The 21,036-nt window shown below is 60.8% G+C and carries 21 protein-coding genes; 14 read left to right on the top strand and 7 right to left on the bottom strand.

The window, feature by feature from the left end; all coding sequences use genetic code 11:
• Positions 1–40 precede the first annotated feature (40 nt).
• The 10 genes from G3O01_RS22330 to G3O01_RS22285 all read left to right on the top strand — a co-directional run bounded on the left by G3O01_RS22330 (position 41) and on the right by G3O01_RS22285 (position 9,758).
• Positions 41–997: a sugar ABC transporter permease gene (locus G3O01_RS22330; protein ID WP_205807491.1), complete on the top strand. Its 957-nt coding sequence runs from the start codon at positions 41–43 to the stop codon at positions 995–997.
• Positions 994–1,947 carry a carbohydrate ABC transporter permease gene (locus G3O01_RS22325; protein ID WP_205807489.1) on the top strand — a complete coding sequence of 318 codons (954 nt, stop codon included), beginning with the start codon at positions 994–996 and terminating at the stop codon, positions 1,945–1,947. Before G3O01_RS22330 ends, G3O01_RS22325 begins: the two co-directional genes overlap by 4 nt.
• Entirely contained in the window at positions 1,944–2,138 is a 195-nt protein-coding gene (locus G3O01_RS22320) for a hypothetical protein (RefSeq protein WP_205807487.1), read from the top strand. Before G3O01_RS22325 ends, G3O01_RS22320 begins: the two co-directional genes overlap by 4 nt.
• Positions 2,139–2,141: 3 nt before the next feature.
• A complete protein-coding gene (locus tag G3O01_RS22315) occupies positions 2,142–3,257 on the top strand; it encodes an ABC transporter ATP-binding protein (protein WP_205807486.1) in 1,116 nt (371 codons plus the stop codon).
• The gene (locus G3O01_RS22310) at positions 3,250–4,269 is read left to right on the top strand and encodes an ABC transporter ATP-binding protein (protein ID WP_205807480.1); all 1,020 of its coding nucleotides are present in this window, start codon (positions 3,250–3,252) and stop codon (positions 4,267–4,269) included. Before G3O01_RS22315 ends, G3O01_RS22310 begins: the two co-directional genes overlap by 8 nt.
• A complete protein-coding gene (dhaL, locus tag G3O01_RS22305; protein WP_205807479.1) occupies positions 4,266–4,904 on the top strand; it encodes a dihydroxyacetone kinase subunit DhaL in 639 nt (212 codons plus the stop codon). Before G3O01_RS22310 ends, dhaL begins: the two co-directional genes overlap by 4 nt.
• 14 nt (positions 4,905–4,918) lie before the next feature.
• Positions 4,919–5,908: a dihydroxyacetone kinase subunit DhaK gene (dhaK, locus tag G3O01_RS22300; RefSeq protein WP_205807478.1), complete on the top strand. Its 990-nt coding sequence runs from the start codon at positions 4,919–4,921 to the stop codon at positions 5,906–5,908.
• A gap of 155 nt (positions 5,909–6,063) precedes the next feature.
• Complete coding sequence (locus G3O01_RS22295; protein WP_205807477.1) at positions 6,064–6,705, top strand: ArsR family transcriptional regulator; 642 nt, start codon at positions 6,064–6,066, stop codon at positions 6,703–6,705.
• 247 nt (positions 6,706–6,952) lie between these two features.
• The gene (locus tag G3O01_RS22290) at positions 6,953–8,248 is read left to right on the top strand and encodes an acyl-CoA dehydrogenase family protein (protein WP_205807476.1); all 1,296 of its coding nucleotides are present in this window, start codon (positions 6,953–6,955) and stop codon (positions 8,246–8,248) included.
• Between the two features lie 169 nt (positions 8,249–8,417).
• Positions 8,418–9,758 (top strand): acyl-CoA dehydrogenase family protein, encoded by a 1,341-nt coding sequence (locus tag G3O01_RS22285; RefSeq protein ID WP_205807475.1) that lies wholly within the window; start codon positions 8,418–8,420, stop codon positions 9,756–9,758.
• Positions 9,759–9,760: 2 nt separating this feature from the next.
• Here G3O01_RS22285 and G3O01_RS22280 read toward each other — a convergent pair whose 3' ends face one another.
• On the bottom strand, positions 9,761–11,194 hold the full coding sequence (locus tag G3O01_RS22280; protein ID WP_205807474.1) for a PLP-dependent aminotransferase family protein: 1,434 nt from the start codon (positions 11,192–11,194) through the stop codon (positions 9,761–9,763).
• 169 nt (positions 11,195–11,363) lie between these two features.
• On the opposite strand from G3O01_RS22280, the gene G3O01_RS22275 reads away from it, so the two are divergent.
• The 4 genes from G3O01_RS22275 (at position 11,364) to G3O01_RS22260 (ending at position 15,475) form a co-directional block, all read left to right on the top strand.
• Positions 11,364–12,554 (top strand): pyridoxal phosphate-dependent aminotransferase, encoded by a 1,191-nt coding sequence (locus G3O01_RS22275; RefSeq protein ID WP_241024155.1) that lies wholly within the window; start codon positions 11,364–11,366, stop codon positions 12,552–12,554.
• Positions 12,555–12,593: 39 nt separating this feature from the next.
• Positions 12,594–13,316 carry a transporter substrate-binding domain-containing protein gene (locus G3O01_RS22270; protein ID WP_205807472.1) on the top strand — a complete coding sequence of 241 codons (723 nt, stop codon included), beginning with the start codon at positions 12,594–12,596 and terminating at the stop codon, positions 13,314–13,316.
• A gap of 42 nt (positions 13,317–13,358) precedes the next feature.
• Complete coding sequence (locus G3O01_RS22265) at positions 13,359–14,234, top strand: PhzF family phenazine biosynthesis protein (protein WP_205807471.1); 876 nt, start codon at positions 13,359–13,361, stop codon at positions 14,232–14,234.
• A 260-nt stretch (positions 14,235–14,494) separates the two neighbouring features.
• Positions 14,495–15,475 (top strand): helix-turn-helix domain-containing protein, encoded by a 981-nt coding sequence (locus tag G3O01_RS22260; RefSeq protein ID WP_241024154.1) that lies wholly within the window; start codon positions 14,495–14,497, stop codon positions 15,473–15,475.
• A gap of 31 nt (positions 15,476–15,506) precedes the next feature.
• Here the strand turns inward: G3O01_RS22260 and G3O01_RS22255 are convergent, their stop codons facing one another.
• The 6 genes from G3O01_RS22255 to fahA form a co-directional block, all read right to left on the bottom strand.
• Positions 15,507–16,304, bottom strand: coding sequence for an SDR family oxidoreductase (locus tag G3O01_RS22255; protein WP_205807470.1), 798 nt, complete (start codon positions 16,302–16,304; stop codon positions 15,507–15,509).
• Between the two features lie 34 nt (positions 16,305–16,338).
• The gene (locus G3O01_RS22250; RefSeq protein ID WP_205807469.1) at positions 16,339–16,695 is read right to left on the bottom strand and encodes a nuclear transport factor 2 family protein; all 357 of its coding nucleotides are present in this window, start codon (positions 16,693–16,695) and stop codon (positions 16,339–16,341) included.
• 73 nt (positions 16,696–16,768) lie between these two features.
• Complete coding sequence (locus G3O01_RS22245) at positions 16,769–17,206, bottom strand: acetylacetone-cleaving protein (RefSeq protein ID WP_205807468.1); 438 nt, start codon at positions 17,204–17,206, stop codon at positions 16,769–16,771.
• 216 nt (positions 17,207–17,422) lie between these two features.
• On the bottom strand, positions 17,423–18,172 hold the full coding sequence (locus G3O01_RS22240) for a TetR/AcrR family transcriptional regulator (RefSeq protein ID WP_241024153.1): 750 nt from the start codon (positions 18,170–18,172) through the stop codon (positions 17,423–17,425).
• Positions 18,173–18,275: 103 nt separating this feature from the next.
• Complete coding sequence (locus G3O01_RS22235; RefSeq protein ID WP_205807466.1) at positions 18,276–19,640, bottom strand: MFS transporter; 1,365 nt, start codon at positions 19,638–19,640, stop codon at positions 18,276–18,278.
• Positions 19,641–19,695: 55 nt separating this feature from the next.
• Positions 19,696–21,003 (bottom strand): fumarylacetoacetase, encoded by a 1,308-nt coding sequence (fahA, locus tag G3O01_RS22230; protein ID WP_205807465.1) that lies wholly within the window; start codon positions 21,001–21,003, stop codon positions 19,696–19,698.
• Between the last annotated feature and the right edge of the window lie 33 nt (positions 21,004–21,036).

Here is a 21,036-nt window from a genome sequence, read left to right as displayed (position 1 = left end):
GCGCGGATTGGCTAAACCCGTTCGTGCAAAGGAGTCGGGCATGTTGGCAAACAAGCCTTTTCCTACGGAAGGGTTGCAGGCGAAAACGCAGGCGCGCGCGGCGGCGCGCCTGCGCGGCCTGTCTGACCGGACCATCGCGTGGCTGTTCATTCTTCCGACCATCGTCCTGCTGCTTGCGATCAACATCTTTCCGTTGATCTGGGCACTGCGATTGTCGTTTACGAACTTCAAGTCGAATATGCCGAGCGTGCCGGCGCGGTTTGTCGGCATCGACAATTACACGGACATCCTGACCGACGACGACATCTGGTACGCGATGCAGGTGACGGCGCGCTTCGTGTTCTGGTCGGTCGGACTCGAAGTGTTGCTCGGGTTTGGACTCGCGCTGCTGATCAACCGGCAGTTTCGCGGCCATAGTTTCTGGACGACGCTGATCCTGTTGCCGATGATGTTGTCGCCCGCCGTGGTCGGCAACTTCTGGACATTCATTTTGCAGCCTCAAACCGGCCTCTTCAACGATATCGTCAGCTTCTTCACAGGCATTCCGCCGAACTCGTTCCAGATGATCGGCGACGTGCCGCTCGCGCCGTGGACCATCGTCATGGTTGATACATGGATGTGGACGCCCTACGTGATGCTGATCTGCCTTGCGGGCTTGCGCTCCATTCCCGACTACATCTACGAAGCGGCCGAAGTGGACCGTGCATCGTCGTGGCGCCAGTTCTGGTCGATCACGCTGCCAATGACGCTGCCGTTCCTGATGCTCGCCATCCTGTTTCGCGGCATCGAGAACTTCAAGATGTTCGATATGGTGAATCTGCTGACGTCGGGCGGTCCAGGCTCCGTGACGGAAACCGTGTCGATCACGCTCAAACGCGCTGCGTTCGAGAAATGGCAAACGGGTTATTCGTCGGCGCTGGCGATCATTCTGTTTGTGGTCGTGTTCGGCGCGGCGAATATCTATGTGAAGGCACTCAACAGGGTGAAACAGCGATGACGGACCTTGCCCTTCAACAATCGGTCGTCGCCGCTTCGCCGCGCGGCAAGACGTTCGCCGCCGTGGTCGTGATTGCCTATGCGCTGGTCGCAACGCTGCCCATCGTATGGATCATCCTGACCAGCTTCAAGACTCAGGAGGACGCGATTGCGTATCCACCCGTCGTGGTGTTCCAGCCGTCGATGGAAGGCTACGTGAATCTCTTCACGATCCGTTCGCGGCAGACGTCTGAGTTCATCGCAAGCTTGCCGCCCGCGCAGACCTGGTACGACCGCGATGTGCGCAAGCGCAATATGGTGATCGCGGGGCCGTCGAAAGTCGTGCCGCGCTTCATCAATTCGCTTGTGATCGGTTTTGGGTCGACATTTCTGGCGGTATTTCTCGGCACGCTTGCGGCCTATGCGTTCTCGCGCTTCAAGGTTCCGCTCGCCGACGATCTGCTCTTCTTCATTCTGTCCACGCGGATGATGCCACCTATTGCCGTCGCCATTCCGATCTACCTGATGTACCGCGCGTTGGGTCTCGCCGACAGTTACCTCGGCATGATCGTGCTGTACACGGCAGTGAATGTATCGCTCGCCGTGTGGCTGCTGAAGGGCTTTATCGACGAGATTCCGCGCGAGTATGAAGAAGCCGCGCTGGTCGACGGGTACACGCGCATGCAGGCGTTCATCAAGGTGGTGTTGCCGCAGGCAATTACAGGCATCGCCGCCACCGCGATCTTCTGCCTGATCTTCGCGTGGAACGAGTACGCGTTCGCATCGTTGCTAACGAGCGGCGACGCGCAAACCATGCCGCCGTTCATACCGTTCATCATCGGCGAAGGCGGTCAGGACTGGCCTGCCGTCGCGGCCGCGACGACCCTGTTCGTGCTGCCGATTCTTATCTTTACCGTTGTGCTGCGCAAGCATCTGTTGCGCGGCATCACTTTCGGAGCGGTGCGCAAATGAAAGTGCAAACCACCTTGCCACGCCGGCGTATCTTTCGCCGCCGCTATTGTGAGGGCGCTTCGACGGTGCTGATCGGTCTCGGCATCGCGATGCTGGTTCAACCATTCACCGTCGATCTTTACACGTGGTCGTTCCCGGTGATCCTGGTCGGCGCACTGTCGTTCGTTGTGACGAGTCACTTTCCGGACTGAGCCATGTCGACGATCGTACTTTCGAACCTCCAAAAACGTTTCGGCGACTTTACGGCTGTGCGCAACACGAATCTGACCGTGCACGATGGCCGCTTCGTCGTGCTGCTCGGTCCGTCCGGCTGCGGCAAGACGACGACTTTGCGCATGATCGCCGGGCTGGAGCTGCCGACATCGGGGCAGATCCAGATCGACGGAGAAGATGTCACGGCGTTGCGCGCACGCCAGCGCGACATCGCGTTCGTGTTCCAGATGTTCGCGCTCTATCCACATATGAGCGTGCGCAATAACATCGCGTTTCCCCTGAAAAATGAGGGTCTTCCGCGCCGGGAGATTGCAACGCGCGTCGAATCTGCTGCGCGTGTGCTGCGCATCGAAAGCCTGCTCGATCGCAAAACGGGCGGGCTGTCCGGCGGCGATCGCCAGCGCGTCGCGTTGGGCCGCGCGATCGTCCGGCATCCAAAGGCGTTTCTGATGGACGAGCCGCTCGGCACGCTCGATGCCGACTTTCGTGAGTTGATGTGCCTCGAACTGCGCAAGCTGCATAACTCGCTCAACGCAACGACCGTCTACGTGACGCACGATCAAAGCGAAGCGATGGCGATGGCTGACGATATCGTCGTGATGAATCAGGGCGAAGTGCTGCAGGCGGCTTCGCCTCAGGAGATCTATCACTTTCCCGCGACTATTTTCGTGGGCAATTTCATCGGCAGTCCGCCAATGAACTTTCTGCCCGTCGATACCGGTGTGGAAGCGGGCGCCGAACAGGTGTCGCTCGGCGGCGCGTTCGTGCCGGTGCCGCGCACTGGCGCGTCCGCTGCGAAGCTCATGCTGGGCATCCGGCCCGAGCATGTGCGGATCGACGAGCACGGCGCGTTGCGCGGACGTGTGATCGCCGACGAGTATCTCGGCTCGCATCAGATTCTCGTCGTCGATACGTCGCTTGGCATCGTTCGCGTGAGGGTCGGCAAAGACGAAGGGCGGGCTGCCGGGGCGCAGGTGGGATTGTCGTTTCGCAAGGAACGCACGCTGCTGTACGACGCGGCCAGCGGCAAGATGCTTGCGGGCGCAGCGCCCCAGATGGCCGTCAACGGAAACGACAAAGGGGGCGCCTATGTCTGAAATCCGCTTGAATCAGGTGACGAAACGCTTTGGCGATATCGTCGCCGTCAATGAGGTATCGATCGACGTGAAGGAGGGCGAGTTCGTCGTGCTGCTCGGGCCGAGCGGCGCAGGCAAGACGACGACGCTGCGGCTGATCGCGGGGCTCGAGCGTCCCGACGAAGGCGAGATATTCATCGACGGCGAAGCGGCGACGGATTCGCATCCGGCGGATCGCGATGTCGCGTTCATTTTCCAGCAGTATTCGCTGTATCCGCATCTGACCGTATTCGGCAATCTCGCGTTTCCATTGCGCTCGCCGCGCCGGCGCATGAGCGAGGCGGACATCAAGGCGCGCGTGCGGGAAGTGGCGCAGTTGCTGCACATGGAATCCAAGCTCGACAACATGGCGACGCATCTGTCGGGCGGCGAAATGCAGCGTGTCGCGATTGGACGTGCGCTCGTGCGGCAGCCGAAAGTCTTTCTGATGGACGAGCCGTTGTCGTCGCTGGACGCGAAGCTGCGCGAAGAATTGCGGATCGAACTGAAGCGGCTGCATCGCACGATCGGCGCGACGATCGTCTATGTCACGCACGATCAGGTCGAAGCGACGACGCTCGCGGATCGCATCGGCATACTCGAACATGGCCGCATCGTGCAGATCGGCACGCCGCGCGAAGTGTATGGCAACCCGGCGTCGTTGAGCGCGGCGCAGCGTCTCGGCTCGCCGCCGATCAATCTGCTGCCGGCCGCGCTGTTCGACTCAGGCGCGATGCCGGCGGGTACGTCGACGGTTGCGATTCGTCCGGAAGACATCGTGTTGCACGCGCCGGATGCGCGCGACGTGCTCAACCTGCGCGTGCTGGAATATTCGCCGCTGCGCCATCTGCTGATTCTGGACCGCGAGGGCACGGCGATCGTCGCGACGACGATGACCGAGCGCAACTTCGCGCCGGGGCAAACGGTCGGCGTGTCGCTGCCGCCGCGCAGCCTTCTCTACTTCCGCTCTGACGGCAGGAGGATTCCGGCATGAACGGCAAAACGGTCATGGCGTGCATCGAGGCTGCGCACGCCGCGCTGAAGGAACACACCGACGAGATCGCGGCGCTCGATCAGCAGATCGGCGACGGCGATCATATCTTCAACCTGCTTCGCGGCGCCGATGCGCTGCTCGCGATGCGTGCCGATATCGAAGCCGCGGCGTTCGCGCCCGCATTGGACCTCGCGGCGTCGAAACTGCTGTCGACGGTGGGCGGCTCGTCGGGGCCGCTGTTCTATTCGTTGTTGCACGGCATGGCGAAAGCCTGCGGAGAAGGCGCGGATACGCCGGGCGTCGAGGATGCGGCACAGATGTTCGCAGCCGGCGTCGACGCCGTTGCGCAGCGCGGCAAGGCGGGGATCGGCAGCAAGACGATGATGGATGTGCTGATCCCCGTTGCGTCGCGCTTTCAGGAACTCGCCGACAGCAACGCCGCGCCCGAGGACGTGCTCGATGCGTTGCCGCAGGTCGCCGAAGCGAGCATGCTCGCCACGCGCGACATGCTTGCCACGAAGGGACGCGCGTCGTTTCTCGGCGAGCGCTCGCGCGGCCACATCGATCCGGGCGCGCGCTCGAGCCAGTTGATGATCGCCGCCGTCTGCGCGCGGCTGGCGCAAGACAGAGAATGAAAGGAGACCAGGCCATGAAAAAATTCATCAATCACGTCGACGACTTTCTGGCCGAAAGCCTCGCCGGTTTTGCTGCCGCGCATGGCGATCTCGTCGTGCTCAATCAGGAACCGGTATTCGTGCGGCGCAAGACATTGAAGCCGGGCAAGGTCGCGCTGGTGTCGGGCGGCGGTTCGGGACACGAGCCGTTGCATAGCGGCTTTGTCGGCTACGGCATGCTCGATGCAGCGTGCCCCGGCCAGGTGTTCACCTCGCCGACGCCCGATCAGATGATGGCCGCCGCGAACGCCGTCGATACGGGCGCGGGCACGCTGTTCATCGTGAAGAACTATTCGGGCGATCTGATGAACTTCGAAATGGCGTCGGAGATGTCGGAATTATCGAACGCGATGGTGCTGATCAACGACGACGTGGCCGTCGAAAACTCCAGCTACACGACGGGGCGGCGCGGCGTGGCGGGTGCGGTGATCGTCGAGAAACTGGTGGGCAGCCTGGCCGAAAGCGGAGCGAATCTCGAGCAATGCAAGGCGTTTGGCGACCGCGTCAACAAGAACACAGCAACGATGGGTGTGGCGTTTTCGAGTTGCACGGTGCCCGCAGCCGGCACGCTGACGTTCAAGATCGGCGACGATGAAATCGAAGTTGGCGTGGGCATTCATGGCGAACCGGGGCGGCGGCGCGCGCGCTTTGCAGCCGCCGACGTGATTGCGGCAGAACTGCTGACCGCGATCGTCGCCGATCTGAAGCCGCAAGCGGGCTCGGAACTGCTGGTTCTCGTCAACGGGCTAGGCGGCACGCCGCTGGGCGAGTTGTATCTGCTGTTTAATTCGACGCGTCTATGGCTGCAACAGCGCGACCTGAAGATCGCGCGCGTGCAGGTCGGGTCGCTGACGACCTCGCTGGAAATGGCGGGTGCGTCGATCACCCTGTGCGTGATGGACGACGACATGATGCGGCATTGGGATAGCCCCGTGCATACAGCGTCGCTGAGGTGGGGTGTGTAGCGGGCAATGATCCGCAGCAGACGTAAATACGGAGCGCGTGAGGCTGGGGACGATGCAAATAACCTTTTGACATGAATCGCGATTGGTACGGCGGGAATGAGGGGTGTATTCTTGTTTAAGGCTATACGCCGCCCTTCATTCGGAGCTTCATCGTTATGGCTACCGATCCGATTTCCGGCACCCGGCAAGGGATTCTGGACCAATTACTCGATCACAAGAACGGCATGACAGTCGATGAAATCATCGCGGCTGTCGGCATCAGCAGAACCGCCGTCAATCAGCATCTGATTGCGCTGGAACGCCGCAATTTCATTCAGAAAGGTTCACCGCGAAAGACCGGTGGAAGGCCGGTTCAGACCTACATCCTGACGCAGGAAGGGACGAATCAGTTTCCCAAGCAGTATTCATGGTTCTCGGCTTTGCTGGTGTCCACGCTTCGCGATGAACTCGGTCCGGAGCGGCTCGATCGCTATATGTTCGATCTCGGCATGAAGACTTCAGCCGCGCTGATTCCGCGCCTCGTGGGGAAAACACGCTCCGAGCGCATCACCGAAACCGTCGCGATCATGAACGAAGCCGGTTTTCGCGCGGCGGAAATCGATCCGCAGATGGGGTCGAAGCTGTCACGTGTCGAATGCACGAACTGTGTGTATCACGACCTGACGAAGGATTACCCTGAAGTGTGCCGATTCGATATCGGGTTCCTGTCAGGTTTGATGGGAACCGAGGTCGAGCACCAGACCTGCATGCAACGCGGTGGCGATACTTGCCGCTTTCGCTTCAAGCCGTTTGCCTAGCATCTGACGGTCATCGTATAGGCACCAGCCGCCACGTTGGTTCGTCATCACTTCACTGCCTGCATTCGCTTCAAAACACCCCTGAAAAGCCGCTTTTCGTGCCCCGAAATCAAAATTGTAACAGTCGGGGCTTTCGACACTTTTGACAATTGTTCGCGTCAAAAGGCTTGCCTATGCTGATCTCACCGACCCGCTCCGAGTCGCGCAACAAGCCTGTGTTGTCTGCGTTTGCTCAAGGAGGCTTCAGATGGCAATCGATTTCACGATGTCGGCCGCCCAGAAAGCGGTGCAGATGAAGGCGCGACTATTTTCCGAGTCTGTTCTGGCGTCATTGAGTTACGACACCGATCGGGAACCCGATCTGATCAGCGCATTTGTCAGGCGCAAGCCTGCATACATCGAAGCGTATCGCCAGGGTCTTGCCACGGCGATGCTGCCTTCGGCATACGGCGGCGCGGGTCTGTCCTGCCTCGATTTCACGATCGCCACCGAAGAGATCGCCGCGATCGATCCGGGATTCGCCTGCACCGTGCTGTGCAATGGCCTCGGATTGATGCCGATCATCTGGTATGGCGATGACGCGCAGAAGTGTCGATTCGTTGGCGCCGCGACTTCGGATCCGAACGAGCAGTATCTCGCCGCGTGGACGGCAGCCGAACCGCCCGCCGCGATGCGCGCTGCCGCGAGCTTCGATAACCCGCTGTCTGCGGCCGGCATTGGACTGACGGCGACACTTCACGGCGATCACTATCGGCTCAACGGCCGCAAGAAGTGGTCGTCGGCGGCGGGATGGGACGGTCTGGGGGCAGACTCGCAAATCGTCATCGCGCGCACGGGTGACGAGATCGGCTGGATGAGAGGGCTCTCGGCCATCGTCGTGGAGCGCGGCACGGCCGGGGTGAGTTGCGGCTTCCCGGCAGACCAGACCGACCGAACGTCGACGGACGCGCTCATTGAATTCGACAACGCCATCGTGCCTGCCGAAAACCTGCTTCGCGCTACGGAAAGCAGGGGCGATCTGGTCATCAACCGGAATTTCTCATGGTTCGGTCCCGTGGCGGCTATTGCTGCGGCGGGCGTCGCGCGCGCGGCGTATGAAGTTGCGCTGCGATTTTCCAGGCGCGATTCGGGCCTTTCGCTTCCGCTTATCAACCGCGTCGAGAACGTGGGTTACGTGCTCGGCGATGTCGCTGCGAAGATCGAGTCGGCCCGCTATTTCGCGTGGCGCGCTGCTGACTATCTGGACAAGCACGATCATCACGCGGAAATATTCGGTGCGATGTGCAAGATCAATGTTACGGAAACGATGTTCGACTGCGTGTTCAAATGCATGCAGATCGTCGGCATGCATGACGGCGATACGCTGCACAGCTTCAACAGGAATCTCCACGATGCTGCGTTGTTGCCGATCTTCGATGGCGGCAACATGGCCATGCAGCGGCGACGCGTGAAAGGCGTCCTCGCGGATGAAAGCTTCAATCCGCGCGGCGCGATGGACGACGAGTCACTGTATTTTTCGCGGCCCATGGAGGCTGCCGGCTAGGCCGCTCTTGCATGTGCTGTCGATGCGCACACAGGGGACATTCTGAGTCGCACAAAGGTTCGATGAAATGGACGGTGCGAAGGACGGGACGGTCGGATCGAAACGATCGTCAGCGGGGCAGTAACGTTCGACGCGCCGATTGGCAACCTGAAACTATCGAGTTCCTGCCATGCCGATCGATTTCACTTTGACTGCCGCGCAACAGAAGTTGCAGCGCAACGCACGCGAATTCTCGCTGGAGATTCTTCAGCCTGTCGTGAAGAAAGCGGATGAAGAGCGTGACACGCAAAAGGCCTTCGTATTGATGAAGGGCGCTTACCTCGAGTGCTACAAGCTCGGCTTTGCGACCGGTTTCCTGCCCCGCGAATATGGCGGCGGAGGCATCAGCAATATGGATCTGCAGATTGTCGCCGAGGAGATCACCGCCGTCGACCCCGGCTTCGCGACCGTGCTGCTCGTCAACGGACTGGCGCTCATGCCACTCGTCTGGTACGGCTCGGAGGCTCAAAAGAAAAAGTGGCTGGTGCAGGCCACGAGTGATCCGCGCGGGGAATACATCGCCGGATGGACCGTGAGCGAACCGGTCGACGACACGGGTGGGACGGCGAATTTCGATCATCCCGGGCCGCGCCCGGCAGGCATCGGACTGATCGCGACGCATGACAAAGGGCGTGGCGAATATGTACTGAACGGCCAGAAATACTGGCCATGCAATGCGGGCGGATGGGATCTGATGGGCGCGGACGTAAACGTGTGCATCGTTCGTACCGACCCTTCGAAGGGTGGGCGCGAAGGACTTAGCGCGATCGTCGTGCCGAGGGGAACGGCGGGTATCAGTTATGGCGAACCGATATCGAAGCTCGGACATCGCTTGTGCCAGAACAATACGATCACGTTCAAGGACTGCCGCGTTCCCGAAGAGAACCTCTTTGCCGTCGGCGATGGCGATCTCGTCATCGGCAAGGCGTTCACGTGGTCGGGGCCGGTTGCGGCGATCGCGGCGGTTGGCGTGGCGAGATCGGCTTATGAATTCGCGCTGCAATGGGCGAAGACGCGCCGCGCCGGTGGCGGCATGCCGATGATTCATCATCAGGCAGTCGGCTATATGCTCGCGGATATCGCAATGAAAATCGAAGCATGCCGCGCATTCTCATGGAAAGCCGCGCACTATCTGGATCTGTTCAATTCGGAAGGACACGCGGTCGGCGCGATGGCGAAAGTCTTTTGCGGAGAAACACTGTTTACGACGGTCTTCCGGGCCCTTCAGGTGATGGGCGTCAATGCGCTGGACAAGCAGCATCCGATGGAAAAATTCCTGCGCGAAGCGGCTGTCTTTCCCTTGTACGATGCGGGCAATATCGGCATGCAGATGCGCAAGATCTGGGGCGTCATGCTCGATGAGAACTTCGATCCGCGCGCGATTGCCGATTCGCGCCGGATGGATTTCGATAAATCGATGGAAAGCACGGGCGCGCTGATGCAACCGCAGCGCGACGCGAAGAGCCGATAGGATCAGCGCGCGAGCAATGCCCTCGCGAGCTTGCCCAGTCGACGTACGCCGTCTTCGACGCTTTCGTTCCACACGTGCCCGGCGCTCAGGCGCAGGCAGTTGCGAAAACGCCGGCTCGCGGAGAAGACGTCGCCGGGCGCAAAGCAGATGCCTTTTTCGAGTGCCTGGTCGAACAGTTCGCGCGAATCGAAGCGCCTCGGCAGTTCGAGCCACAGCACGAAGCCGCCTGCGGGGCGGCTTACTTTTGTCTCGGCCGGAAAGCCTGCCTCGATCGTGCGCGTCATCCGCGCAAGATTTTGCTGGAACATGCGGCGAAGCGTGCGCAGGTGTGCATCGTAGTTGCCGCTCGCGAGGAAGTCCGCGAGCGCGACCTGCGGCAAGGTCGGACTGCACAGGCTGAACGCGAGCTTGCGGTCCATCACACGTTGCGCATAGGCGCCCGCGACGATCCAGCCGACCCGGTATCCGGGCGCGAGGCTCTTCGAAAACGAACTGCAATAAATGGTATTGGCGCCGCCGTCGAGCGCGATGAAGGGCTTGGGCCGTTCCCGACCGAAGTAGATGTCGCCGTACACATCGTCTTCGATCAACGGTACTTCATGCTGCGCGAGCACCGCGAGAAGTGCGCGCTTGTCGGCTTCGGCCATCATCGAGCCGAGCGGATTGTTGAAGCTCGACGACAGCACGCATGCTGCCACGGATTCCGTATCGAGCAGATGCGCGAGCGCATCGACGTCGATGCCGCGAGTCGGATCGGTCGGTAGTTCGAAAGCCTTCAGGCCGAGCACTTCGAGCGTGTGCAGAAGCCCGACATACGTGGGCGATTCGATTGCGATCGTATCGCCGCGCGACGCGACCGAGGTGAGCGCGAGCGTGAGTGCTTCGGTGCAGCCGGCTGTGATGAGCACGTCGTCGGGGGACAGTGCGTGGCCGATGCGCATCGCCCGCTTCGCAATCTCGCGGCGCAGGCCCGGTTCGCCTTGTGCGGCGCTATAGGCGTTGTATCGCGCGCCATGCTGGCGGGCGGCGCGCGACAGCGCGAGGTCGAGCCGGTTCGACTGCAACAGTGCCGCTTCTGGCACGGCGCAACCGAGCGGCACGAGTGAGGTATTCGATGCATGCTCCAGCAGCGCTGCAACGGCGCCGCTGATCGACACGGTCGACGCCTTCGAACGCGCGCGCGAGGTCGACGGCAACCGGAGTGCGCCCCGATGCGGCGCCGACACATAAAAACCCGACTGCGGACGTGCAACGAGAATGCCGCGATCTTCCAGTAGCCTGTAAGCCTGCAATGCGGTGGAGATACTGATGCTGTGCTGCTCGCTGACAGCGCGCACGGATGGCAGACGTGTGCCGGGCGCGAGCGCGCCATTGTCGATCATGCCGGTGATGAGTTCGGCCAGTTGCTCGTAACGGAACGAAGTGTGCGTATCCATGAAATGCATCGTGACGGTGGATTTCCCGATTATCGATTCTCACCCGCACGTCGCCAAGCAAAATTGTGATGGTCCATTCAGTCGAAAATTGTGACTGTTATGGTTGGTATGTCGGCGCTACGATGCGGGTGTTTCAGATCAGTATTCACCATCGATGCAAGGCGAAAGCATGAATGCGTTTCAAACGGATGTCGCGGGCGGCGCAAATACGAAGGTGTGGCGCGGGCGCTTTCCGTACAACGAGATCATTTCGCTTCTGGACGTGAACAGGCCGTTCAATCTGGCGGAGAGCACGTCGCAAGACCTGACGGTCGGCGAGGTGCTGGATATGGCGGGTCTCGAATCTATTCGCGATCTGAAGCTGGGCTACGGTAAATCGGTGGGTGCCGAGGCGTTGCGCGAAGCCATAGCCGAAACCTGCGGTGTGTCCGCCGGGCAGATCGTCACGACTCAAGGCACCGCGCTCGGACTCTTTCTGCTTGCATTCGAACTTTGCCGGCCCGGCGATGAAGCTGTGCTCGTGACACCCTGTTTTCCGCCGAGTCGTGACTGTCTGGTCGGCGCGGGTGTCGCCGTACGCGAAGTCAGGTTGTCGTTTGAAGATGGGTATCGACTGGATCTGGATCGCATCGAGGCTGCGCTCTCTTCGACAACGAAGCTGGTAAGCCTTGCGTCGCCGCAGAATCCGAGCGGCGTGCGGACGTCGCGGAGCGAGATCGAAAAGCTGCTGGCGTTGCTCGCGAAACACTCGCCCCAGGCGATACTTTTCATCGACGAGACCTATCGAGAGGCAACCTACGGCGAAGCAGTCGCGACCGGGAGTTTTGCGGCGCTCGACCCGCGCATCGTTACGGGCGCGTCGGTATCGAAAGCACTCGGGGCGCCGGGCTTGCGCACGGGCTGGCTCACGGTGGCGGACGCGGATCTCCGGGCGCGCCTTACGGTCGCGAAGATGAACACCGTCATTTCCGGCTCGGTGCTCGACGAAGCGCTTGCTGCCGCGTTGCTGCGCAATCGGGAAGCCGTGCTTGCATCGCGGCGTCGTCTGCTCGACGGTGCCGTCAAGGAACTGGCGGCATGGTGCGAGCGCGAACGAACGCGCGTCGAGTGGGTGCGCCCGGATGCCGGTGCGTTGTGCTGCGTGCGCCTGCGTGATGACGCCTTCGATGCTTCGGCCGTATCACGCTTCTGGGATGCGCTGCCGCGGCACGACTTGCAACTCGCGTGCGGAACATGGTTTGGTGAGAGCGAGCGTGTGTTCCGGCTCGGGTTTGGTTATCTGCCGCCCGCGCGTCTTGGACAGGCGCTGGACGCGCTTTCAATTGCGCTCGACATCTCGACGGATGATTCGCGAGCGTGACTGTCGGTCATATTCCCTCTTCAACTATTGGAAAAAGTCATGAAAGTAAGGGTCGCCTATATCGAAGAGCCGCCGTTCTACTGGACGAACGCGGCCGGTGCCGTGACAGGCTCAGACATTGAACTCGCCGATGTGGTGCTCCGCGCGATCGGCGTGACATCGATCGAGTATCAACCTACGTCGTTCGAGGAATTACTCCCCGGTGTCCAGGAGAACCGTTGGGACATGAACGTGCCGATCTTCGTCACGTCTGGGCGGGCTGCACACGTTGCGTTCAGCGTCCCTGTCTGGGCGCTGGGCGACGGATTTGTCGTGCATGCCGGGAATCCGAAAGCGCTGACGGGTTACGCGGTGCTAGCACAGCACGGCGATGCACGGATTGGTCTGATCAACGGACAAGTGCAAATCGACTCCGCAAAATCGGCAGGCGTGCGCGATGAGCAGATCACGATGTTCAAGGATCAGCCGGAAGCGATCGCGGCATTGCTTGCGGGAAAGATCGATGCATTCGCGGGAACCGCAGTGGGGAACCGTGCCATTGCAGGTTCTAACAAGGAACTGGAAGCGGTTGCGCATGACATGAGCAAGGAGACAGCCGTACCCGTTGGCGCCTTCTCGTTCAACAAGAGCAATCATGCGCTGTTGCAGGCAGTGAATGAGCAACTGCGGCAATACCTTGGTTCGGCCGACCATCGCGCCCGCATGGCGAAGTTCGGTCTAACGGATGCGGAAATCGACAGCGTAGCGGCTGTAAAACGTTGACGCACCTACACTGACGTATTTATCCGCTTGCCAGAGGACAGAATGAATCGATCGTACAAGGTGGTAGATGTGTTCACGCGCCGGCCGCTTCTCGGCAATCCAGTCGCTGTCGTACTGGACGCGGAGGGTTTATCGACGGACGACATGCAGGCTATCGCGCGCTGGACGAATCTTTCCGAAACGACATTCGTGCTTCCGTCGACGAGTGTCGAGGCCGACTATGAGCTACGGATCTTCACGCCGGGCAGTGAGCTTCCCTTCGCCGGACATCCGACGCTTGGTAGTGCTCACGCGATCCTCGAGGCCGGTCGTGTGACGCCACGGGCAGGCGGGCGGTTGATTCAGAGCTGCGGTATCGGCCTCGTTGAGTTGTCGATCGAAGAACATGCGGGAGAACGTCATCTGGCTTTCGATCTTCCGAAGGCGAAGATCGAGACGCTGCACGAGAAGGACAGGGCAGAGCTCGCGGCCATTCTCGGCTGCGACGTCAGCGGCAAGACTGCACCGGCTGTCGTGAACGTCGGCCCAGTCTGGGTCATCGCGCAGTTCTCCGATGCGGCTTCCGTGCTTGAACTGCGGCCTGATCTTGGGAGACTGGCAGACTTCGAAAGCCGTCTCGGCGTCACAGGTGTGACCGTATTCGGTGCTCATCAACGTGGCGATGCGGCAATCGAGGTGCGCACGTTCGCGCCGTCGTGTGGCGTCAACGAAGATCCCGTTTGCGGAAGCGGCAATGGCAGCGTTGCTGCATTCCAATGGTCTCAGGGGCTGCTGCCCGCCGACGGTGGCCACTATGTCGCGACGCAGGGCCGCTGCGTCGGCCGGGATGGACGGATAGAGGTGAGCGTGGACAGGAGCGGCAAGGTGCGCGTCGGCGGCTCTTGCGTCACGTGCGTGGATGGCTCACTGATGTTCTGAATTCCGCGGCGGGCCGATGCATACCTCGGTCCAGATAGCCGATGCACTGCCAGTCAATTCGCGTTGCGCTCTGAAGCAAGGCATGCAGCATGCCTGAGGCCAGAATGGGGATATAAGCGCAGTTCCCACGTGTGCACCGCAGCAAACCCGCGCTGATGAAAAGAGGGCAGCCTGGCTCGCTCAGGCCGATGGGTGTAGCCTTAAAAAATAGCGCAACCGTCCACAAAAAGAGACGGCGCAACCGGAGACAGGAGACGGCCTTGCCAAATGCTTTCACCGACTGGTCGATCGACGAGGTGCCCACGAGCGATCGTACTGACGCCTGGCAGGATGTGCTGAGTCAAAGCTATCGCGAGTGGCAGGTGCCGAAGCGCTTGCCCGCGACGTTCTATGCGCGCGTGAAGCATCACGACTTCGCGGGTGCCGGGATCGTCGAAACGATTTGCGATCCGTGTAGCGGGCAACGCACGAGCGGTCTGGTACGGCGCGACGACGAACTGTATGTCGGCGTGCAGCTGACAACGGGCGGCCGCGAGCGGTTCAGGATCGGGGATTCCGGCGTCGAGGTAACCTCTGGGGATCTCGTCGTATGGACGACGGATCAGGTGGTGCAGTTCGAAGTGCTCGAGCGGCTGCACAAGGTCACGCTGATGATTCCATGGTCGCTGATGCGGGAGCGCTTGCCGGAGCGCAAGCATCCGCCGTCGGGCGGAAAGATAGAGAGCCGCACGGGTGTCGGTTCGCTGCTGGCGGTTCATCTGCTGGCGTTGTCCAACCAGATCGACAGCCTCGATCAGAGCGTTCAGGGGTCCGTAAGCCGGTCCACGCTGGAACTGCTCGGTATCGCGCTGTCCGGCCAGCAGCCGTCGTCGACCTTCGACGCGAGCGCAGCAACCTTTCGACGCGTGCAGGATTTCATCTTGCAGCATCTGCACGAGGAAGACCTGAATCCGACACGTATTGCGGCAGCCAGCAACATCTCGCTTCGCTACCTCCATATGCTGTTCCAGCGAAACGATCTGACCGTGTCAGGGTTCATCCTGAACAGCCGTTTGCACATGTGCAAGCAGGCCATCACCGATCCCGCCTTCCAGCGTCTGCAGATTTCCGAAATCGCGTTCCGTTGGGGTTTTAACTCGGTCAGCCATTTCTGCCGCACGTTCCGTGAACGCTACGGCGCCGCGCCAGGCGATGTGCGTCGCGCAGCGCTGCGCGGTCAAGCGGACGCCGACGCCGCCTGACGCTCGGCGACGGCGTGCCCTGCGTGTGCGCCTACACGGAGAAACGGCAGAGCGTTTCGCCACCGTCGATCCGGATCAGATCGCCGTGTATGTAGCTGGATTCGTCCGAGGCAAGAAACACCGCGAGGTTCGCGATGTCGTCGACTTCGCCCCATCGTTTGAGCGGGATCACGTCGGTGAATGCCTTGTCGAAATCCTTGTCGTCGAACAGTGCGCGTGTCAGTGACGTCTTCGCGTAGGTCGGGCATATGCCGTTGACGCGGATCTTGTCGCGGCCGTATTCGATCGCGAGGCAACGCGTCAGATTCGCTGCCGCGCCTTTCGAAATGTTGTACACGGACTGTTTCGGATGGCCCTGCAGACCCGCAGTCGAAACGATGTTGACGATATTGCCGCCCGTGCCCTGACTCAGAAACACCTTGATGGCCTCCTGACATCCGAACCACGTTCCGCGCACGTTGACATCGAAGCAGGCGTCGAGATCTTCGACGGCAAACTCATGCGCCAGCTTACCGGCCCGATAGATACCGGCGTTGTTCACCATCACATCGAGACGGCCGTACAGGCGAACTGCCTCGCGCACGAGATGCGCGACTTCGTCCTGCTTCGTGACGTTACAGGCTACATACTGTGCGTCGCCGCCTGCTTCCCGGATTGCCGCTGCCGTCGGCAGTTGCGGATTGTTCTCGAAGCCGCCCGCGTTTGGCGCTTCGTGTATATCGCTGACCACGACTTTTGCGCCCTCTGCTGCATACGAAAGGGCAATGCCGCGTCCGAAGCCCGAACTGGCGCCCGTGACGATCGCTACTTTTCCGTTCAGTCTGTTCATTGTGACCTCGTGTCGAGAGGTGGTGCAGGAACGTCTAGGCCGAGAAGGGTGTAAACGTCTGTACGATGATTTTTCCGTCCTTGATCACCAGCGTGTCCGTGGCGAGCGTGATCCAGGGTTTCGCTTCCCACACCAGATAGGCGACTTCGCCAGCCGTGCTTTTGCTGGTGATCCTGAAGGCCGGCCAGAAGCCGGGGGCTGCGTTGTCGAGAAAGCCCTTGAAAAAGGCGCGAATCTCCGCGCGGCCACGCCAGGTCTTCTCCGGCGTGATGATCGTCGAGGCGTCGTCGTAGTCTTTCAGTAGCTCGTCGAGGCCCTGCGCGAATGCGCCGAGATGGTGGTCGAACACCTGCTGCGTGATCGCGTCGACCTGTGCTGAAGCGGTAGTCATATGCAGTGTCTCCGAAAAGCGGCTGTCGAGCCCGCCGACCATGCAGTCGCGGGCTTCTGGCGTGGCGCTGAAATCAGCCCGCGTAGGCGCGCTGCGCTTCGTCCCATGTGACGACCACGATCGGCGTGCCGTCGGGCCTGATGAACGAAAGCGGGCCGAGGAACGTCATGTAGAACTCGCTATCGACGGGGAAGTACGTCTTGTCGTGTCGCGCGTTCGCGGATTCGTAGCCGTACGCGGGCGCGATCACCGTGTCGCCACCGTGCTCGGCACCGCCGCGCACATCCATGCGGCCTTTCGTCAGCAGGTATTCGCCCGGCCCGACGTGGAAATGAGCATTGAAGGAGGAGCCCGCCGGGCAGTCGAAAATGGCGGTCCAGGCGCCCATTTCGGGCGACGCGTGCAGCATCTTCCAGCGGATGCCGCCTTGCGATAGCGCATCGGGGAAGGCCTTCCACGGGATTTCGTCCAGCTGGACGGCTTCCTCAAGAACCTTTGGCTTGATTTCCATCGTCGTCTCCTGAATATTGCCGCTCTCGAATGGAGGGCAAGTTTTGCGGGGTGAGACAACGATAGCGCCGGTGTATCGGGATGCGCTTGCCCTGGAGCGCAGGGTGAATTGCCTGCGAGTGCAGGCGGGCAATGTGCGGGTGTGAGACTGGGAAGCTCGCGCAACGGAGCGACTCGCGGCGGTCGCTACGGAAAGCCGCGAGACCAGCGACGCAAACTACGCTTTGGCGCGCTTGCGAGCCGCGCGCGTCACCACTGGCTTTTCAAGCAGCCCGCATTGCTCGATCACATTCTGGAGATGATCCGGACCGGCCGTGATCGCGCTGAGCAAGGTCATCACGACGAAATCGGTCAGCCTGGGGATGGCCACTTTGGTGTCGGCACGCGGTGCGCGGTCGGACAGGATAAGCGTGGCGAGACCATGCTCCATGCTCCACGCGGCATGGGTCACGAGCTTGAGATCGGCGCGGTCCCAGCCGCTCTCGATAGCCAGCGCCTCGATCGTGTCGGAAAACAGACCGAACGACCTGTTACTTTCTTCGGCGAGTTCCGGATACGCGGCGTGCGCGACGATGCGAGGCCCGATCATCAGGCCGAACAGGCCCTTGTGGCGCTGCGCGAACTCGATGTACGCGCGCATCATCCGATACGCCTTGGCAAGCGGCGTATCCTCGCTGTCACGGATCGCGACGCGCAGCGCAGCAAGGTCGCGATATCCACTTGCCGCGATGGTGGCCAGCAGTTCGTCGATGCCCGAAAAATGCCGGGAGGGCGCGGCTTCCGATACGCCCACCATGCGCGCGAGATAGCGCAGGCTGAGGTCTTGTGCCGATACCTCCGTAAGCGCGCTGCGCCCCGCTTCGATAAGCGCATGACGCAGATTGCCATGATGGTAATCCGCACTCTTCGCTAAAGATGACTTCGGACTCACGTGACCTTCGTTCGAGGAGAAAATCAGGGAGACCATTATAAATTCCGCGCAGAGAGGCACGCAATATTGCGAATCACGCATGAAACACTCGCGGGCGCTTGCCACGAACGGTGGCCGCGCCCGCACCGCCATGGATCGATCACGTCGCGCTTTGAACCGGCATCTCGCCGACGCGCGTTCGCCTCCTGACAAGGCGCTGCACGCCGAACAGAAGCACAACGACGCCAAGTGCCTGGACGCAGGCGATCATGATGAACCCGCTCGCATAGGTTCCCGTTACGTCGCGAACATAGCCGATCAGAAATGGCGTAACGAAGCCCGCCACGTTGGCGACGGAACTGATCAACGGCACGCCGACTACGAGCGACTTGCCGCTGAGCAGGCCAACAGACATCTGCCAGAAGAGGGTGATACCGGCACCCGTTCCCGCAAAGCCGAGAACCAGCAGCAAGAATGTGGCCGTGGTACTGCTATGCCAGACGAAGACGAGCGCGGAGAGGCTTATCGCGGTGAACAACGACGCCAGCGCGCAGAAGAACCGGCGGCGATGCGGGGCGCCCCCGATGCTACAGATAAGTACGTTGCCCAATGCCCCGAGCACGCAGGCACCGGCGACTGCGCGCCCGATCTCTTTGTAGCCGCCGAATCCCGCCTCACGAAGTATCGTCGGAGAGAAGAAAAACAGTGCTGCGGTTGCGGCAAGCAGGCAAAAGTAGGCGGCGCTCAGGATCCACACAGCCGGGTTGAGTAACAGCGGACGTTCGTCTGCGTCGATGTCGTGCGTCGTTTCGGCATGCTTGCCGAGATCGTCGTCGATGAGCATGCGTTGTCGCGCCGAAAGCCACTTCGCGCTGCCGGGAAGATCCGGAAGTATGAGGAACGCGACGCACGCCAGTACAACAGTCGGGACGGCCTGAGTGAAGAACATCCATCGCCAGCCCTGAAAGCCCGCCAGTCCGTTCAGATGTTCGAGCGCGAATCCCCCCATCAAACCGATCGTGACCGTCGAGAAGAGCGAGCCCGAGTGAAAGATGCTGAAATTGCGGGTACGTCTGGTTCCCGGAAACCATGCATTGAAGTACAACACTACGCCTGGATAGAAGCCGGCTTCGAATACGCCGAGCAGAAACCTCAATGCGTAGAATGTCGGTGCGTTATCGACGAAGGTCATCGCAATACTCGTCAACCCCCATCCGCCGGCTATACCGGCAAGCACAGTGCGCGCGCCGAACTTCTTTTGCAGCATGGTCGTCGGGATGCCGAACAGCACATAGCCGACGAAGAAGAGCCCGGCGCCTAAGCCATAGACTGTTTCGCTGAATCGCAGGTCGACGACCATCTGCAACTTCGCGAACGCAACGTTCGAACGACCGACCCACGCCAGCATCCACAAGGCGAACAGTATCGGCAGTATTCGCCATTGCGCGGACGCGTAGGCTTTCCGCAGTAGCGTGTTGTCATCCGGCGATGCCCCGTCTGCATGGGCTTGCTTCATCAATTCCATTCGCTCCTCCGACGTGTTGTATTAATACGGGAAATACAAAGGCGGACCGCATCCATCAAAGGTTATCGGTCACTTCTGCGGCACACTCTCCGAATCCGATTGACCTGAAGCCCGCGCGATTGCATCGACCAGAGAAGGACACGATGTCTCCGTCTTCGAGGTACGTTCGCACTTCGCCCGTCGGCAGCGCGATCGTTTCCCGCGCATCGCGCGTTCGCTCGAGCAAACATCCGCTGTCACTGCGCTCGGGTCCCGATACGGTGCCGCTCGAAATCAGATCGCCGCTACGCAACGGACATCCGTTACTGGCGTGGTGAGTCAGCATCTGCGATACGGACCAGTACTGATCCTTGAAGTCGGAGTTGGCCACGTCGATTGCGGCAATGCCAGCCGCCTTCATTTGCCGGCTTTGCAGCGTGACGTACAGGGAGATATCGATCGCCGCCAAGGCTGCGTGAGATGCGGACGTGAGTTGTGCGGCGAGCGGCGGCGCGTCGTCGCCACGTATCGCTTCGGCAACCCTGAATGGCGCAATCGCCTCTGCTGTCACCACCCATGGCGACACACTGGTCATGAAGCTCTTCGCGAGAAAGGGACCCAGCGGTGCGCTTTCCCAGCGCTGGATGTCCCGCGCCGACCAGTCGTTGACGAGGCAAAGTCCGTACAGGTGATCTTCGGCTGAATCGACGGACAGGCGTTTCGTCGTGCCGGTGTTTTCGCCTACGTAAAAGCCGACTTCGAGTTCGAAATCGAGCTTTGTCGTCGGACGGTATCCACTCGTTGCGTCAGTCTGCCCGAATGGACGTCGACACGGCACACCGCTCACCATTACCGACGAAGACCGTCCGTGATAAGCGATCGGCATGCTTCTGAAGTTGGGGTGTATCGGCGAGTCCGGCCTTACGAGTTCACCGGCACGTCTCGCATGATGGATCGACGTATAGAAGTCGGTGAAATCTCCAATCTGCGACGGCAACAACATCGTGCATGCGTTCGCGGGCACGAGACAGTTCGACACCGTCTCACGCGCCGTGCCTTCCGTTGATGAATGCAACAGCGCAAACAGTTTGCGACGCAATGCCGTGGAAGACATCCGTCCCAGCGCCATCCACGCATTCAAAGTTGTCTGCCGCAGTGCGTCGTCTTCGGGAGCGTGCAGTTCGAGTGCATCTGTATCGAGCAATCGGTGCACATCGAGAACCGCATCACCGATACGCACGCCGATTCGCGGCGTAACGCGTGCCTCGGTACGAAACACGCCGAGCGGAAGGTTCTGCAACGGGAAATCTGTTTCCAGCGTATTGGCGCTTTGCACCCAACTGAACGCGGCGGCGTCGTGGGTCTCGTCTATCGTCACGATCATGTTCTACTCCTGCGCAATCGACCGCTCGCGAAG

The organism is Burkholderia sp. Ac-20365 (assembly GCF_017104715.1).
GTDB lineage: Bacteria > Pseudomonadota > Gammaproteobacteria > Burkholderiales > Burkholderiaceae > Paraburkholderia.
This window is presented reverse-complemented; position numbering and strand designations above follow the sequence as displayed.